The sequence below is a fragment of the Rhodanobacter terrae genome, assembly GCF_042657005.1.
In the GTDB taxonomy this organism is placed as follows: domain Bacteria; phylum Pseudomonadota; class Gammaproteobacteria; order Xanthomonadales; family Rhodanobacteraceae; genus Rhodanobacter; species Rhodanobacter terrae.
This window is the reverse complement of sequence record NZ_JBHSNG010000023.1, coordinates 12869-29037: the sequence shown is the minus strand read 5'-3', so window position 1 is coordinate 29037 and position 16169 is coordinate 12869. Positions and strand designations below refer to the sequence as shown.

At 64.5% G+C, this 16169-nt stretch carries 13 protein-coding genes; 6 read left to right on the top strand and 7 right to left on the bottom strand.

Annotated features, from left to right (window positions below):
* The 3 genes from ACFPPB_RS16590 to ACFPPB_RS16580 are packed head-to-tail and all read left to right on the top strand — an operon-like array spanning window position 1 to window position 3274.
* The gene (locus ACFPPB_RS16590) at window positions 1-804 is read left to right on the top strand and encodes a F0F1 ATP synthase subunit B family protein (RefSeq protein ID WP_377329112.1); all 804 of its coding nucleotides are present in this window, start codon (window positions 1-3) and stop codon (window positions 802-804) included.
* Window positions 801-2390, top strand: coding sequence for an alternate F1F0 ATPase, F1 subunit alpha (locus ACFPPB_RS16585; protein WP_377329110.1), 1590 nt, complete (start codon window positions 801-803; stop codon window positions 2388-2390). Before ACFPPB_RS16590 ends, ACFPPB_RS16585 begins: the two co-directional genes overlap by 4 nt.
* Window positions 2387-3274 (top strand): F0F1 ATP synthase subunit gamma, encoded by an 888-nt coding sequence (locus tag ACFPPB_RS16580; RefSeq protein WP_377329108.1) that lies wholly within the window; start codon window positions 2387-2389, stop codon window positions 3272-3274. The genes ACFPPB_RS16585 and ACFPPB_RS16580 overlap by 4 nt, the downstream gene beginning before the upstream one ends.
* A 5-nt stretch (window positions 3275-3279) precedes the next feature.
* Here ACFPPB_RS16580 and ACFPPB_RS16575 read toward each other — a convergent pair whose 3' ends face one another.
* Both ACFPPB_RS16575 and ACFPPB_RS16570 read right to left on the bottom strand, forming a co-directional pair.
* Window positions 3280-6360, bottom strand: coding sequence for an efflux RND transporter permease subunit (locus ACFPPB_RS16575; RefSeq protein WP_377329106.1), 3081 nt, complete (start codon window positions 6358-6360; stop codon window positions 3280-3282).
* The gene (locus ACFPPB_RS16570; RefSeq protein ID WP_377329104.1) at window positions 6357-7559 is read right to left on the bottom strand and encodes an efflux RND transporter periplasmic adaptor subunit; all 1203 of its coding nucleotides are present in this window, start codon (window positions 7557-7559) and stop codon (window positions 6357-6359) included. Before ACFPPB_RS16570 ends, ACFPPB_RS16575 begins: the two co-directional genes overlap by 4 nt.
* A 397-nt stretch (window positions 7560-7956) precedes the next feature.
* Between ACFPPB_RS16570 and ACFPPB_RS16565 the strand changes: the two genes are divergently transcribed.
* Both ACFPPB_RS16565 and ACFPPB_RS16560 read left to right on the top strand, forming a co-directional pair.
* A complete protein-coding gene (locus ACFPPB_RS16565; protein ID WP_377329102.1) occupies window positions 7957-8487 on the top strand; it encodes a VOC family protein in 531 nt (176 codons plus the stop codon).
* A gap of 42 nt (window positions 8488-8529) precedes the next feature.
* Window positions 8530-9360: an NAD-dependent protein deacetylase gene (locus tag ACFPPB_RS16560; protein WP_377329100.1), complete on the top strand. Its 831-nt coding sequence runs from the start codon at window positions 8530-8532 to the stop codon at window positions 9358-9360.
* Between the two features lie 19 nt (window positions 9361-9379).
* On the opposite strand, the gene tadA is transcribed toward ACFPPB_RS16560, so the two are convergent.
* The 4 genes from tadA to folD all read right to left on the bottom strand — a co-directional run bounded on the left by tadA (window position 9380) and on the right by folD (window position 14076).
* The gene (gene tadA / locus ACFPPB_RS16555) at window positions 9380-9868 is read right to left on the bottom strand and encodes a tRNA adenosine(34) deaminase TadA (protein WP_377329098.1); all 489 of its coding nucleotides are present in this window, start codon (window positions 9866-9868) and stop codon (window positions 9380-9382) included.
* Between the two features lie 78 nt (window positions 9869-9946).
* Window positions 9947-11539 carry a glutamine-hydrolyzing GMP synthase gene (gene guaA / locus ACFPPB_RS16550; RefSeq protein ID WP_377329096.1) on the bottom strand — a complete coding sequence of 531 codons (1593 nt, stop codon included), beginning with the start codon at window positions 11537-11539 and terminating at the stop codon, window positions 9947-9949.
* 127 nt (window positions 11540-11666) lie between these two features.
* Complete coding sequence (gene guaB, locus ACFPPB_RS16545) at window positions 11667-13124, bottom strand: IMP dehydrogenase (protein WP_377329094.1); 1458 nt, start codon at window positions 13122-13124, stop codon at window positions 11667-11669.
* 82 nt (window positions 13125-13206) lie between these two features.
* Window positions 13207-14076 carry a bifunctional methylenetetrahydrofolate dehydrogenase/methenyltetrahydrofolate cyclohydrolase FolD gene (folD, locus tag ACFPPB_RS16540; RefSeq protein WP_377329092.1) on the bottom strand — a complete coding sequence of 290 codons (870 nt, stop codon included), beginning with the start codon at window positions 14074-14076 and terminating at the stop codon, window positions 13207-13209.
* Between the two features lie 75 nt (window positions 14077-14151).
* Between folD and ACFPPB_RS16535 the strand changes: the two genes are divergently transcribed.
* On the top strand, window positions 14152-14730 hold the full coding sequence (locus ACFPPB_RS16535; RefSeq protein ID WP_377329090.1) for a GNAT family N-acetyltransferase: 579 nt from the start codon (window positions 14152-14154) through the stop codon (window positions 14728-14730).
* Window positions 14731-14753: 23 nt separating this feature from the next.
* Here the strand turns inward: ACFPPB_RS16535 and der are convergent, their stop codons facing one another.
* A complete protein-coding gene (gene der / locus ACFPPB_RS16530) occupies window positions 14754-16157 on the bottom strand; it encodes a ribosome biogenesis GTPase Der (RefSeq protein ID WP_377329088.1) in 1404 nt (467 codons plus the stop codon).
* Window positions 16158-16169 lie beyond the last annotated feature (12 nt).

Sequence of the window (16169 nt, the reverse complement as noted above, 5' to 3'; positions counted from 1 at the left end):
ATGCTGATCGACTGGTTCACCGTCGCGGCGCAGGTACTGAACTTCCTCATCCTGGTGTGGCTGATGAAGCGGTTCCTGTACAAACCCGTGCTCGACGCGATCGACGCGCGCGAGCAGCGGATCGCCCGCGAGCTGGCGGACGCGGCGGCGAAGCAGGTCGAGGCGAGTACGCAGCGCGATGCCTTCCGGCAGCGCAACGAGGCCTTCGACCAGCAGCGCACCGCGTTGCTGGCCCAGGCCACTCGCGAGGCGGCGACCGAGCGTCAACGGCTGCTCGACCAGGCGCGCGCGACCGCCGACGCGCTGCTGGCCAGCCGCCAGCAGAAACTGCGCAGCGAGGCGGACCATCTCAACCGCGCCATCCGGCAGCAGATCCGCCAGGAGGTGTTCGCGATCGCCCGAAAGACCCTCGCCGAGCTGGCCTCGGCCAGCCTCGAAGCCAGCGCCACCGAGGAGTTCATTCGACGCCTCGGCCTGTTGGGTGCGGATGAGCATGACCGCCTCGGCCGCGCGCTCGCCGGCGCCGGCGAAGCGGTCCGGGTGCGCAGTGCGTTCGGATTGCCCGCGGCGCAGCGCCTGGCGATCCAGCAAGCCTTGCACCAGCTCTTCGCCAGCGATCTGCCATTGCATTTCGAAACCGCCGACGAAGTGATCGGCGGCATCGAGCTGAGCGTGAACGGACAACGGGTGGCATGGAGCATCGACGACTATCTGGGCGCGCTGGAGGACGACGCCAGCCGGCTGCTGCGTGAGAACGGGCAGACGCCCGCCAGCGCCTCCGCGCCCGGAGCGCCCGCGCCGTGAGCACACCGGCCGAAAGCCTGCACGATGCATTCGAGGATGCATTCGCCGGCCTGCGCCAGGCGCGGCAGGCGTTCACCCCGACGCTGGGCATGCGGGAAACCGGTGTGGTCACCCAGGTCGCCACCGGTATCGCCCACGTGCGTGGCCTTCCCGGCGCGGGTTACGACGAGCTGTTGTTGTTCCCGGGCGACATGTTCGGTCTGGCGTTCAACCTGGACGAGGACGAGATCGGCGTAGTGCTGCTGGGCGACCATGCCCGGCTGCAGGCGGGCGCCGAAGTCAGGCGCACCGGCCGGGTGATGGATATCGCGGTGGGCGATGGCCTGCTCGGTCGCGTGATCGATCCGCTGGGCCGGCCGCTGGACGGCCGCGCCCCGTTGGCCGCCGGCAAGCGGCTGCCGATCGAACGGCCTGCCCCACCGATCATGGACCGCGCACCGGTCAGCGTGCCGCTGCAGTCCGGACTGAAGGTGGTCGACGCACTGATTCCGATCGGTCGCGGCCAGCGCGAACTGATCGTGGGCGACCGCCAGACCGGCAAGACCTCGATCGCGATCGACACCATACTCAACCAGCGTGGCGAGAACGTGCTGTGTGTCTATTGCGCGATCGGCCAGCGCGCCGCCGCCGTCGCCCGCGTGGTCGCCAACCTGCGCGAACATGGTGCGATGGAATACACCGTGGTGGTGGTGGCCGAGGGCGACGATCCACCCGGGCTCGTCTACATCGCGCCTTACGCCGCGACCAGCATCGCCGAGCATTTCATGGAGGCCGGTCGCGACGTGCTTATCGTCTACGACGATCTCACCCAGCACGCGCGGGCCTACCGCGAGCTTTCCCTGCTGTTGCGCCGCCCGCCCGGCCGCGAGGCTTTTCCGGGCGACATTTTCTACATCCATTCGCGACTGCTGGAGCGCGCCACCCACCTCGGCGCGGAGCGCGGCCATGGTTCGCTCACGGCGTTGCCGATCATCGAGACCGAGGCACAGGATATCTCGGCCTATATCCCGACCAACCTGATCTCGATCACCGACGGACAGATCTATCTTTCGCCATCGCTGTTCGAGCTTGGCGTGCTGCCGGCGATCGATGTGGGCAAGTCGGTGTCGCGCGTCGGCAGCGAGGCACAGCGCGCTTCCTATCGCGCCGTCACAGGCGATCTCAAGCTGGCCTATGCCCAGTTCGAGGAGCTGGAGAATTTTGCCCGCTTCGGCACTCGCCTGGACGAAGACACGCGACGGATCATCGACCACGGCGAGCGTATCCGCGCTTGCCTCAAGCAGCCCGAACTCGCGCCGGTCAGCGTGCCGGCGCAGATGGCGATCCTGCTCGCCCTGTCCCACAAGTTGTTCGACCCGGTGCCGCTGGCGCAGATGGCCCAGGCCGAGCGCGCGGTGCACATGGCCGCCGCGAACATCCCCGCCTCGCTGTGCGCCCGCTTCGAAACCGGCGACAAGCTCACCGAGGCCGATCGCGACGTCATTATCGAGATCGCGCGCCAGGCGCTGGCAAGCTGGTGTTCGACCGAAAAGACGACGCCGGTCCCGGGAGAAGCCGGGCCCGCCGCTACGGCAGCAGGTCGATGAGCGACTCGCTCGCCAACCTGCGCCGCAAGATCGGCAGTGCCGCCGAACTGCAGTCCGTCGTGCGCACCATGAAAGCCCTGGCGGCATCGAGCATCGGCCAGTACGAGCAGTCCGTGCTGTCCTTGTCCGACTACTACCGTACGGTGGAACTGGCGCTCGGCGTGTGTTTCCGTCAGGCCGCCGCCGCATCGGCGTTGCCGCCGGAAGCGCGTGAACACGCCGCCAGCGGCATCGTGGTGTTCGGCTCCGACCAGGGGCTGGTGGGCCAGTTCAACGACAAGGTGACCGAGCATGCGTTGGAGACATTGGCCGAACTCGCCGGGAATACTCTGGTGTGGGCTGTCGGCGAGCGGGTGCATGCTCGCCTCACCGACGCAGGCATCACACCGGTGGGCCTGTTCGGCCTGCCCGGCTCGGTGCAGGCGATCACGCCGCTGGTGTGGAACATCCTGGTGCATAGCGAACGCCAGCAAAGCCTGAGCGCACTCCATCTCTGCTACAACCAGCCACTCGCCGGCGCGGGCTTCGCACCGGTGAGCCAAAGGCTGCTGCCGCTGGACGACGCATGGAGGCGCCGGCTCGCCGACCGGGCTTGGCCGACCCGCAACCTGCCCGAGGTCATCGGCAACCGCAGCACGACCTTGCGGGCACTGATCCGGGAATACTTGTTCGTGTCGATCTTCCGCGCCTGCGCCGAGTCCCTCGCCGCCGAAAACGCCAGCCGCCTGGCCGCGATGCAGCGCGCCGAAAAGAATATCGACAGCTTGCTGGAGACGCTCAACGGTAGCTTCCACCGGCTGCGCCAGGACAGCATCGACGAAGAGCTGTTCGATGTGATCACTGGCTTCGAGGCGTTGAGCAAAACGCCTCGGGGACGACGGTAACGGCACTACTCGGACAGCTCCTGGGCAGCTTCGTCGCCGCCTGTCCAGCGCCGGAACCGGGTGTCGAGGCCGTCCAGGTAGGTGTACAGCATCGGAGTGATGTACAGCGTGAGCAACTGGGAAAACACCAGGCCGCCGGCGACGCAAAGGCCCAACGGGCGCCGCGAATCGGCCCCCATGCCCATGCCGAGCGTGATCGGCAGCGTACCCATCAACGCAGCCATCGTGGTCATCATGATCGGACGGAATCGTATCATCGCCGCTTCGTAGATGGCCTGCTCGGCAGGCACGCCCGCGTCGCCGCGCTGACGCTCCAGGGCGAAGTCGATCATCATGATCGCGTTCTTCTTGACGATGCCTATCAGCATGATCATGCCAATGAAGGCATATAGCGTGAGCGGCACGTGGAAGAGGTACAGCGTCAGGAGAGCGCCCATGGCCGCGGACGGCAGGCCGGACAGGATCGTGATGGGATGGATGAAGCTCTCATAGAGGATGCCCAGGATGATGTAGACGACGATCATCGCGATCAGCAGCAGCCACCCCATGTTCGAAGTGGAGCTCTGGAACGCCGCCGCGGTACCGGCGAAGCTGCCTTGTATGTCGGCCGGCAAGCCGATCGCCCGTGTCGCATCTCGGACGCTGATCAACGCGTCGCTCAGAGCCTTGCCTGGCGCCATGTCGAAGGAAATCGTGATGGCCGGGATCTGGCCCGAATGGTTCACTTCCAGGGGCATCGTGCTGCGGCGAACGGTGGCAACGGCGCCCAGCGGTACCATGCCTCTGCCGCTGCCGTGCAGGTAGAGACGCGACAGAGCGGATGCATCCGTCTGGTACTTGGGCAACAACTCGAGTACCACCTGGTATTGGTCGGCGGCGGCATATATCTGCGATACCTGCTGACCGCCGAACGCTTCGCCCAGCGTGGTCTCGATCTGGTCCGCCGTTACGCCGAGTGCGCCGGCGCGCCCGCGGTCGATGTGGACTTCGACCGATGGCGCCGCGCGGTCGAAATCGCTGTTGACGCCGACGAAAGTGGGATCGCGTTGCAGCGCTTTCACCAGGCGTAAGGAGTAGTCCTGCAATTCGGCCAGATCGAGGCCCTTCAAGGTGTATTGGTAACTCGAACGCGAGCTGCGGCCGCCGATGCGGATGCTGGGCGGATTCACTATCGTCACCTGGGTGCCGGGGATATCGCCCAGCTTGGCGCGCAGCTCATTGGTCACCTGGTAGGCCGACAGCCGACGCTCGGAAAGCGGCTTCAGCGCAATGACCAAACTGCCGCCTTCGTCCGACTGCAGGCCCCCGACGTTGGGATCCTGCTCGACGATCTGCCTCACCTGCGCCACGTACTTGATGTACTGGTCGAATGAAGTACCGACGGCGACCTGGATGTCGCCGCGAAGCTGTCCGGTGTCGTCGCTGGGCAGGAAGTCCTGCGGCATGACTTCGAACAACGCGTAGCTCGCCAGGATGCTTCCTGCGAACACGGCCAGGATGACAGTCCGGTGCTCCATGCTCCAACGCAGGCTGCGGTCATAGGCGTTCCGCAGTCGATCGAACCCGCTCTCGCTCCAGCGATAGAGTGCGTTGTGTTTCTGTTCCTTTTCGTGGCGGAGCATGCGGGCACACAGCATGGGCGTCAGCGTGACGGAGACGATGCCGGAGATGAAAATGGCGAGAATGACCGTCACCGCGAACTCATGCAGCAGCCTCCCCACGATGCCGCCCATGAAAACGATGGGAATGAACACCGCTGCCAGCGATATCGTCATCGAGACGATAGTGAAGCTGATTTCGGCCGATCCCTTGAGCGCAGCCGCATAAGGCTGCTCGCCCGCCTCGACGTGCCGGACGATGTTCTCCAGCATGACGATCGCGTCGTCGACCACGAAGCCGACGGACAGCGTGAGCGCCATCAAGGACAGGTTGTCCAGGCTGAAACCCAGGGCAAACATGCCGATGAACGTGCCGATGATGGCGATCGGTAGCGCCAGCGAAGGAATGAAGGTCGCGCTGGCCCTGCGCAGGAAAAAGAAAATCACGCCGACGACCAGCGCACACGCGATCAGCAGAGTCAGTTGCACATCGTCGACCGCCGCCCTGATCGACTGGCTGCGGTCGTAAAAAATGCGCATCCGGATCGAGGCCGGCAGCTGGGCTTCGAATTGCGGCAACATCTTTTTGATGTCGTCCACCACGGCCATCGTATTCGATCCGGGTTGCCGCTGTATCTCGACGGTCACCGCGCGCTGGTCGTTGTACCAATCGGCCGAACGAACATCCTCCACGCTGTCGACGACGTTAGCCACGTCGCCGAAGGTGACCGGTGCACCGTTGCGATAGGCGATGATCTGGCGACGGAATTGAGCCGCGTTGTTGAGCTGCCCCCCGGTGTGGACTACCGCTGTCTTCGATGGTCCATTGAGCGCGCCCGACGACTGGTCTGTGCTTGTGGCGTTGACCGCAATGGCGAGGTCGTTCAAGGTCAGATTCCGCGCCGCCAGTGCGGCCGGGTCGGCCTGGATGCGGACCGCGTATTTAGCGGGTCCATGCACGGTGGCCTGCGCCACGCCGTCGACGGTCGAAAGCTGGTTGACCACCACGGTACGGGCGTACTGGTCGACCTTGGCGATGGGCAGGCTTGTCGAAGTGAGGACGATGAAGAAGATCGGCTGCGCCGATGGGTCGTTCTTGCTGATCGTGGGTGGATTGGGCATCGCATGCGGAAGCTTCCGGCTCACGCTGGAGATGGCCGCCTGCACGTCCTGCGCGGCTGCGTCGATGTTGCGATCCAGCTTGAACTGGATGGTGATGCTGGTCGAGCCCTGGCTGCTCGACGAAGTCATCGAATCCACGCCGGAAAGGCCGGCCAGCGCGCTTTCCAGAGGCGTCGCCACCGCCGAAGCCATCGTTTCCGGATCGGCACCCGGCAGGTTCGCCCGTACGTTGATCGTGGGGAAATCCACGTTGGGCAGTTCGCTCACCGGCAACATGGCGTACGCAAAGATGCCGAAGATGACCAAGGCCGTCATGACCAGGATGGTCATGACGGGGCGCTCGATGAATCGTCGCGAGATGTTCATCGCGACGCGCTCTTGCTCGCCTCACCCGGAACCGTTGGCTTCAGACGGGAACTCCCCGACGCATTGCCGACTGCGGAGAATATCTCCACATCGCCGTCCGGAACGACGCGCAGCTGCCCCTCGACAATGACCGAGTCACCCGGCCTGAGGTCGCCCTGGACGGCGACGCTCCTGGAGTTGTCGAAAAGGATCTTGACGTCGTGCTGGATTGCTCGACCGTTCGATACCACATAGACGTACGATCCATTGGGGCCATCATCGACCGCATCGTGTGGAACGACCAGCGCGTTGGGGATGTCGTCCAGCGCCACGGTGACGTCGACCAGTTGACCGGGAAGGAGGGACAGGTCCGCGTTGGGAAAGTCGGCTCGCAGCTCGATGGTGCCGCTTTGGCTGTTGATCTGGTTGCTGGTGAAATCGACCGGTGCGGATAGAAGCGCGCCATGGAGATCGCGCGCGTCGATCGTTGCCATCACTCGATGCGACTTCAGTCTCGCCTGAAGTCGCGGGAGGTCGGACTGCGGCAGACTGAACGACAGCTTGATCGGCTCGATCTGGGCGATCGTCACCAAAGGCGAACCACCGGTACTGCTCACCATGTTTCCCGCGTGTACCAGCAGTGGCCCCGTTTTGCCATCGATGGGCGAGCGGATCTGCGTGTATCCCAGATTGATCTGCGCCAGATCGAGTGCCGCCTTGTCCGCCTCGACGGTAGCGGCCAGCACATCGGTATTGGTCGTGGCGGTATCATGCAGCTGCGCGGAGATAGTGTGCTGCTCGTACAGGGACTGATAGCGTGCCTTGTCGCGCCGCGCATTGTTCAGCAAGGCCTTGTCGCGCTGCAGGATCGCGCGCGCCTGATCCAATGCAGCCCGGAAGGGGCGCGGGTCGATCTGAAACAGCAGGTCGCCCGCCCTGACAAACTGCCCTTCCTTGAAGTCGGCGGAATCCAAGGTCCCCTCGACCCGGGCCGTAACCTGCACTGTGGCATTTGCGATTACGGTTCCCAAGGTGTGCTCCACGACGGCCATGTCGCGGCGTTCCACGTTTGCCACCCGAACTGGCGCCGACGAGTTCTTATGTTCTTTGGGAGTCGCGGCATTCCCGCCCTTGAAGTGCCAGAATCCGCCGAGAACCAAGGCCAGCGCAGTGGCTCCAACGAGCCCATTACGGACTTTCCGCTTTCTCACGTCATGCATCCCCGAACACTTGTTCGTTGCAAGTTGCCAGCCGACATCAACATCACATGCGACTCGCCGCGGATGCCGCTTGGTCGAGCTTACCAACTGGACCTCAGTAATCGCTTAGCGACGGCGGATGCATCGTCCAGCCTCAACGGAAAACCACCGGGGTCGGCTTGGCCGCCTCTGCGGTGACCGGCCCCTACGGGGCAGCGATGTCGAGACGTTCTTCGGACACTCCGACCCCTGCGGGTGCGATCTCGCGGCTGGCGATTGCCAGGGCTCGCCCCTCGCCTGCCCCGGTTGAAATCACGGCGATCGTTCACCCGGGGAAACACGGTGGTCGTCTGACGGCACTACCAGCGGTCCTCATCATGTCCATATAGGGCCCAGTACGGTTACTGGATGCCGAATCATGCACAAGTCCCTTCTTTCGATGCTGGCCGGCGGGCTGCTGTTCGCCATGGCGGGCATGGGCCACGCGGCGAGCGTCCACGATAGCGACTACGTGGCCATCGGTGTTCCTGACTTGCGGCAGGCTACGGCGTTCTTCCACAACGTACTGGACTGCGAAGAGGTCAACCCCGCCGCTGGCGGCGAATCGCTTCAAAGCGGTCATGCCACACCGGATGCCCTGCCCGTGTCCCGCCTGCTGCTTTGCGATGCCGGCACGGTCGTCGAATTGTTCGACGCTCGCGCAGCGCATTCCGCTTCCCCGGCGCGCCATGCCATGGATCGCGGCAGCGAGCCGATCGCATTCTCCGCCGACAATGTGGCGCATGCCGACCGTTGGCTGCGGCGCGAAGGTGTCAAGGTCATCGGAGCGCCGGTCGTGGCGATCGCTGGCCCGCATGCCGGTCAGGCGGTGGTGAACTTCGTCGCGCCGTGGGGTCTGCGGCTGCAACTGGTCGGCAGGAACCCGACTCAGGTCGCCACGGCGCCATGATCGTCGCTGGCAATCCGTGCGGTGCAGTGCCATAAACACGGTATGTCCTCTCAAGCGATCGAGGTGTGCACCCATGCTGCGACGCTGCCCGAATTCGTGGCAGCGCATCCGCGCCTGTTCGTGCTGACGGGAGCCGGCTGCAGCACGGATTCGGGCATTCCCGATTACCGCGACGCCAACGGTGGCTGGAAACGCCAGCAGCCGGTGACCTATCAGGCATTCGTGGGCGAACCGACCACACGCCAGCGCTACTGGGCACGCAGCCTGGTGGGTTGGCGACGCTTCGGGCGGGCGCAACCGAATGCGACCCATCACGCGCTCGCCCGGCTGGAGCAGCAAGGCAAGCTGACTTTGCTGCTGACCCAGAACGTGGACCGGCTGCACCAGGCCGCCGGCAGCGAAAACGTGGTCGACCTGCATGGGCGGCTGGATCGGGTCCGCTGCCTGGCCTGCGAATATCGCATGCCGCGAATGGGTTTCCAGGTTGAGCTGTTGCGGCTGAATCCGGCCTGGGCGGAGCTCGACGCGGCGGATGCGCCGGACGGCGACGCCGAGCTGGAGGGGCGGGATTTCTCCGGCTTCCAGGTGCCTTCGTGCCAGCGTTGCACCGGCCTGCTGAAGCCGGACGTGGTGTTCTTCGGCGAGAACGTGCCGCGTGAGCGCGTGGATGCCGGCATGCAGGCCTTGCACGATGCCGATGCGATGCTGGTGGTCGGTTCGTCGCTGATGGTGTATTCCGGCTACCGCTTTGCCCATGCCGCGGCCCGTGCCGGCAAGCCGATCGCCGCGGTGAACATGGGCCATACCCGGGCCGATCCGCTGCTCAGTCTCAAGATCGAGCAATCCTGCGCGCAGGCGCTGGCGTTCCTGTAGCGGTCTGCAGCGGCGAGACTCAGCGACGGGCGCGAAAGAAGTCACGCAGCAGACTGGCGGATTCCTCGGCCAGCAAGCCGCCGGACACCTCGATCCGATGGTTGTGGCGTGCGTCGATCAAGGTGTCGAACACGCTGCCGGCGGCGCCGGTCTTCGGGTCGGCGGCGGCGTAAACCACGCGACCGATACGGGCGTGAATCATCGCCATCGCGCACATCGAGCAAGGCTCCAGCGTGACGTACAGCGTGGCGCCGGATAGTCGATGATTCGCCAGTTTCTCGCCCGCCGCACGCATCGCCATGATCTCGGCATGCGCGGTCGGGTCGTGCAAGGTGATGTTGCGGTTCCAGCCGGCGCCGACGATCTCGCCGTCCTGCACCAGCACGGCGCCCACCGGCACCTCGTTCTCGGCGTCGCGCGCATGCACGGCAAGCTGCAGCGCCCGCTGCATGTATTGCACGTCCTCGGTCGAGAATGCTCTCGATGTATCGGGAATTTCGTCTGTCATTTCAATGAATTGTGCTTGGAACACGAGAAAGCCGGCAAGCTGCCGGCCTTTCTCGGTGCGCGCAAGTGGTTGATCTGCCTATTCCCACTCGATCGTGGCGGGCGGTTTGCCACTGATGTCATAAACGACACGAGATATACCACGTAACTCATTGATTATTCTGTTCGAAACTTTACCGAGAAACTCGTACGGCAAGTGCGCCCAATGCGCCGTCATGAAGTCGATGGTCTCCACCGCGCGCAGCGCGATCACCCATTCGTAGGCCCGCGCGTCGCCGACCACGCCTACCGATTTCACCGGCAGGAACACCGCAAACGCCTGGCTGGTCTTGTCGTACAGATCGGCCTTGCGCAGCTCGTCGATGAAGATCGCATCGGCCTGGGCCAGCAAGGCGGCGTACTCGGGCTTCACTTCGCCCAGGATGCGCACGCCCAGGCCCGGGCCCGGGAACGGGTGGCGGTAGACCATCGCGCGCGGCAGGCCGAGTTCCACGCCGATGCGGCGCACCTCATCCTTGAACAGCTCGCGCAGCGGCTCGACCAGTTTCAGTTTCATGTGCGCCGGCAAGCCGCCCACGTTGTGGTGGCTCTTGATGACGTGGGCCTTGCCGGTCTTGCTGCCGGCCGATTCGATCACGTCGGGATAGATGGTTCCCTGCGCCAGCCACTTCACGTTGCTGCCGTCGGCGGTGATCTTGCCCGACTCCTCGTCGAAGATATCCACGAACAGGCCGCCGATGATCTTGCGCTTGGCCTCCGGATCGGCCACGCCTTCGAGTGCTTTGAAGTAGCGTTCCGCCGCGTCGACGCGGATCACCTTGACGCCCATGCCATGCTCATCAGACGCGGCGGCCATCGTGGCCATCACCTGATCGCCTTCCTGCCAGCGCAGCAGGCCGGTGTCGACGAATACGCAGGTCAGCCGGTCGCCGATCGCCTTGTGCAGCAGTGCCGCGACCACCGAAGAGTCGACGCCGCCGGACAGCCCCAGCAGTACGTGATCATCGCCGACCTGCTCGCGCACGCGGGCGATCTGGTCGTCGATGATGTTGGCGGCGGTCCATAGCGTGGCGCAGCCGCAGATGTCGACGATGAAGCGCTCGAGCAACGCCCCGCCCTGCTTCGTATGCGTCACTTCCGGGTGGAACTGCACGCCATACCAGCGCTTGTCCTCGTTCTCCATCACCGCGACCGGGATGCGGTCGGTGATGCCGGTGATCGCGAAGCCCGGCGGCGCCTTGGCGACGTGATCGCCGTGGCTCATCCATACGCTGAGCCTGTGCGCATCGGCATGGTCGCTGAGACCGTCGAACAGCCGGCTCTGCGCAACGATGTCCACTTCGGCGTGACCGAACTCGCGTGCGTCGGCAGCCTCGGTTGCGCCACCCAGTTGAGCGGCAAGCGTCTGCATGCCGTAGCAGATGCCCAGGATCGGCACGCCGGAGTCAAATACCTGCTGCGGCGCTTTCGGTGCGTCTGCCAGCGTGGTGGATTCGGGACCGCCGGACAGGATGATGCCTTTGGCGCCAAACGCGGCGATCTCGGACGGCGCGTGATCCCAGGCCCAGATCTCGCAGTAAACGCCCAGCTCGCGAATGCGTCGCGCGATCAGCTGTGTGTACTGCGCGCCGAAGTCGAGTATCAGGATCTTGTCGCTATGGATATTGGTCATCGGTCCGGTTTTCGCCGCATGGCAATCAGGCCACGTCGACGCCTTTGATCTCGAAAAGCAGTGCAACGCCGGATGTGCCGGTCGTCAGCTGTAAAACAAGGCGCCGGCACTCGGGCCGGCGCGTCAGTCACGAGTTGAGCCGGTAGTTCGGCGCTTCCTTGGTGATCTGGATATCGTGCGGATGCGCTTCGGTGACGCCGGCGGAAGTCACCTTGACGAACTGTGCGTTGTGCCGCACCTCGTCGATGGTAGCTGCGCCCAGATAACCCATCGACGCGCGCAGGCCACCGATCAGCTGGTGGATGATGTTGCGCAGCGGACCGCGGTACGGCACCCGGCCCTCGATGCCTTCGGGTACCAGCTTGTCGGCGTCGGCCTCTTCCTGGAAATAGCGATCCTTCGAACCCAGCTGCATCGCGCCGATCGAACCCATGCCGCGATAGCTCTTGTACGAACGGCCCTGGAACAATTCCACCTCGCCGGGCGATTCCTCGGTGCCGGCGAACATCGAGCCCAGCATCACGGTGGACGCACCGGCGGCAAGCGCCTTGGGGATGTCGCCGGAATAGCGGATGCCGCCATCGGCGATCAGCGGAATCTCGTCTTTCAGCGCGGTGGCGACCATATCGATCGCCGTGATCTGCGGCACGCCGACACCGGCGACCACGCGGGTGGTGCAGATCGAGCCGGGGCCCACGCCGACCTTTACCGCATCGACACCGGCGTCGAGCAACGCACGCGCCGCTTCGCCGGTGACGATATTGCCGGCGATCACCTGCACCTGCGGATAGTGCTTCTTGACCCAGGCGGCGCGTTCGATGACGCCCTGCGAATGGCCGTGCGCGGTATCCACCACCAGCACGTCGACGCCTGCATCGACCAGCGCGGCGACACGCTGCTCGGTATCGCCGGCCACGCCGACGGCGGCGCCCACCAGCAAGGCCTCATGCGGATCCTTGGCGGCGTGGGGATTGTCGCGGGCCTTCTGGATGTCCTTGACGGTAATCAGTCCGCGCAACTGGAAAGCATCGTTGACGACCAGCACCTTCTCGATGCGGTGCTTGTGCAGCAGTTGCAACACCTCGTCCTGGCTGGCGCCTTCGCGCACCGTCACCAGCTTGTCCTGGCGGGTCATGATGTTGCGCACCGGGTCATCGTGCTTGCGCTCGAAGCGCAGGTCGCGGCTGGTGACGATGCCGACCAGCTGCTCGCCATCCACCACCGGTACGCCGGAGATGTTGTGTGCATGGGTCAGCCTCAGCACTTCGCGGATCGAGGTGTTCGGGTTCACGGTGATCGGACTGCGTATCACGCCGGCCTCGAACTTCTTCACCAGCCGAACTTCCGCCGCCTGCTGCTCGGCCGTCATGTTCTTGTGGATGATGCCGATGCCGCCGTTCTGCGCCATGGTGATGGCAAGACGGGCTTCGGTCACGGTGTCCATGGCGGCGGACACGATAGGAATGTTCAGGCGCAGGCCGCGGGTGAACCGCGTTGATGTATTCACATCACGCGGCAGCACGATGGAATGGCCCGGAACAAGGTAGACGTCGTCGTAGGTCAAGGCCTCGGCGAGGATACGCATGCGAAAAGTCCCGCTGCAAAGAGGGAATTATACGCGCCCTGCCGTGAGGCTCGCCAGCCATGCGGCTGAACGGAACGCCGGATCAGCCGGTCTTGTGCGGCGCTGCGTGCGCTTCGGCCGCTTCCAGCGTGTTCTCCATCAGCGTAGCCACCGTCATCGGACCGACCCCGCCGGGCACCGGGGTGATCCAGCTGGCACGCTCGACGGCGGCATCGAATTCCACGTCGCCGACCAGCCGGCCATCGTCGAGCCGGTTGATGCCGACATCGATCACCACGGCACCCGGCTTGATCCATTCGCCCTTGACCAGCCCCGGCTTGCCGACCGCGACGGCCAGGATGTCGGCCTGGCGCACGAAGCCCTCCAGGCCTCGGGTGAAACGGTGGCACGACGTGGTCGTGCAGCCGGCAATCATCAGTTCCAGCGCCAGCGGCCTTCCGACGTGATTGGAGACGCCGACCACCACCGCATGCTGGCCGCGCACCGGGCGATCGGTATGGCCGAGCAAGGTCATGACGCCCTTCGGCGTGCACGGGCGCAGACCGAAACGGCGCAGCGCGAGACGGCCCACATTCACTGCCTGGAAACCGTCGACGTCCTTGTCCGGGTCGATGCGGTCGACCAGGGCGTCCTCGTCGATATGCTCAGGCAGCGGCGACTGCACCAGGATGCCGTGCACGTCCGGATCGGCATTCAGGCGGTCGATCAATGCGAACAGCTGGTCCTGGGTCGTGCTCGAAGGCAGGTCGTAGTCGAACGAACGGAAACCGACCTGATGGCAGGCTTTGCGCTTGTTGCGCACATACACCGACGAAGCGGCATCGCTGCCCACCAGCACCACCGCCAGTCCCGGCGCAGGCAGCCCGCGCGCCACCCGTTCGGCAACCCGCAACCCCACCCGATCGAGCAGTTCCTGCGCGATGCGTTTGCCGTCGAGAATGCGTGCGCTCATGTTGATGCCTGGCTGGAAGTTGCCCATTATCGCGGCTGGCCCACATGCATACAAACCATAGCGCGAGAGTGCCAGATGTCCGTTGAACCGATCTCGCCCGCTTGGGAACTTGTCGAGGAGCCACTGCGGCTGCGCCCATGGCAGCGACGGGATGCCGAAGGGTTGTTCGAAGCGGCACGCTCATCCGTGGCCAGCGTGGGTCGTTGGCTACCCTGGTGCCATGCGGGTTACGACCTGGATCAGGCACACGCATGGATAAGCCATTGTCAGGACGGTTGGTCGCGCGGCGAGCACTTTGCGCTCCCGATTTTCGATCTGCGAACCGACGAATTGATCGGCGGATGCGGACTCAACCAGCTCAACCACCAGCATCGCAGCGCAAACCTCGGTTATTGGGTGCGTCAATCGCGTCATGGCGAGGGCATCGCCACGCGTGCCGCCGCGCTGGTCGCGCATTTCGGCTTTGAACAGCTGGGACTGATACGCATCGAGATCGTCGTCATGCCCGACAATCATGCCAGCCTGCGCACGGCTGAAAAAACAGGCGCGCACTTCGAAGCGGTAGCGCGGCACCGTCTATGGGCGAATGGACAAGCCCATGATGCTGCGGTGTACGGTCTGACTCCGGCGGATCTGCCACAGTCCGCGCAGTAGCCTGGCAAGTGCGTGCCGAAGAATCAGCGTGTGCGCTTGATCAGATCACTGACCCTGCGCCGAGCCTTCTGCGCCTGCTCTTTGGTCAACACCTTCTTGCGTCCCGCGTACGGGTTCTCGCTTTCGCGGAAGGCGATCCGGATCGGCGTACCCTCCAGTTTGTAGCGCTTGCGGAAGAAGTTTTCCAGATAGCGCTGATACGCCGGTGCGATGTGCTTGGTGCGAGTGCCGTGGATCACGATGGTCGGCGGGTTGTTGCCGCCCGGATGCGCAAAGCGTAGCTTCGGCGAGTGGCCATGTACCAGCGGCGGCTGGTAACCCTCGTAGGCTTTCTCCAGCGTCTTGGTCAGATCGGAAGACACGAGCACCTTGGTCGCCGATGCATGCGCACGCACGACGGCGCGCATCAGCTCGCGCAGACCCGAACCGTGCAGCGCCGAGATATGCACCTGCTTGGCCCAGTCGACGAACACCAGTCGGCGGTCCAGGGCACGCATGCACTCGTCGCGCTGGTATTGATCCAGGCCATCCCATTTGTTGATGGCGATCACCAGCGCCCTGCCCTCGTCCATGGCGTACCCGATCAGGGTGAGATCCTGGTCGGCCAGGTTTTCGCGCGCATCGATCATCACCACTACGACCTGGGCCGCAGCAATCGATTGAAGCGTCTTGATGACGCTGAATTTCTCGACGGCTTCCTCGATGCGCGCCTTGCGGCGGATGCCGGCGGTATCGATCAGCGTATAGCGCTTGCCGTCGCGTTCCAGCGGAACGCGGATCGGATCGCGGGTGGTGCCGGCCACATCGGAGACGATCAGCCGGTCTTCGCCCAGCAGGCGGTTGATCAGTGTCGATTTGCCGGCATTCGGACGTCCGACGATGGCGACACGGATGCTGCCGTCTTCTCCTTCTTCCTCGACCGTGCTTTCCTTGTCGGCGGGCAGCAATGGCAGGATCAGCTCGATCAGCTCGCCGGTACCGCGATTGTGCGCGGCTGACAATGGCAGGATATTGCCGACGCCGAAGGCGGAGAACTCGGCCAGCACGGCCTCCTCTTCCAGCCCGTCGGTCTTGTTGACTGCGGCGATGATGGTTTTGCCGCTGCGGCGCAGTTCGCCCAGGATGACGTAGTCCTGCGGCAGCAGGCCTTCGCGGGCATCGACCACGAACACCAGCACGTTCGCCTCTTCGATCGCCAGGCGAACCTGCTTGGCGGTCAGCACGTCCATGGCTTCCTCGACCCCGGACAGACCTCCGGTGTCGACCACCACGAAGGGCCGCGCGCCGCTGCGGCATACGCCGTAATGACGATCACGGGTGACGCCCGGCATGTCGGCCACCAGCGCGTCGCGGCTGCGCGTCAGTACATTGAAAAGGGTCGATTTACCGACATTCGGACGACCAACCAGCGCGACGACGGGCAGCATGATGAGGACTTC

Excerpts from the sequence above, each read along its gene's own strand:
- ACFPPB_RS16560 (WP_377329100.1), top strand. The coding sequence starts at position 8,530 with ATGTCCTCTCAAGCGATCGAGGTGTGCACCCATGCTGCGACGCTGCCC.
- ACFPPB_RS16535 (WP_377329090.1), top strand. The coding sequence starts at position 14,152 with ATGTCCGTTGAACCGATCTCGCCCGCTTGGGAACTTGTCGAGGAGCCA.
- ACFPPB_RS16590 (WP_377329112.1), top strand. The coding sequence starts at position 1 with ATGCTGATCGACTGGTTCACCGTCGCGGCGCAGGTACTGAACTTCCTC.
- der (WP_377329088.1), bottom strand. The coding sequence starts at position 16,157 with ATGCTGCCCGTCGTCGCGCTGGTTGGTCGTCCGAATGTCGGTAAATCG.
- folD (WP_377329092.1), bottom strand. The coding sequence starts at position 14,076 with ATGAGCGCACGCATTCTCGACGGCAAACGCATCGCGCAGGAACTGCTC.
- ACFPPB_RS16575 (WP_377329106.1), bottom strand. The coding sequence starts at position 6,360 with ATGAACATCTCGCGACGATTCATCGAGCGCCCCGTCATGACCATCCTG.
- ACFPPB_RS16565 (WP_377329102.1), top strand. The coding sequence starts at position 7,957 with ATGCACAAGTCCCTTCTTTCGATGCTGGCCGGCGGGCTGCTGTTCGCC.
- ACFPPB_RS16580 (WP_377329108.1), top strand. The coding sequence starts at position 2,387 with ATGAGCGACTCGCTCGCCAACCTGCGCCGCAAGATCGGCAGTGCCGCC.
- guaA (WP_377329096.1), bottom strand. The coding sequence starts at position 11,539 with ATGACCAATATCCATAGCGACAAGATCCTGATACTCGACTTCGGCGCG.
- tadA (WP_377329098.1), bottom strand. The coding sequence starts at position 9,868 with ATGACAGACGAAATTCCCGATACATCGAGAGCATTCTCGACCGAGGAC.
- guaB (WP_377329094.1), bottom strand. The coding sequence starts at position 13,124 with ATGCGTATCCTCGCCGAGGCCTTGACCTACGACGACGTCTACCTTGTT.
- ACFPPB_RS16570 (WP_377329104.1), bottom strand. The coding sequence starts at position 7,559 with ATGCATGACGTGAGAAAGCGGAAAGTCCGTAATGGGCTCGTTGGAGCC.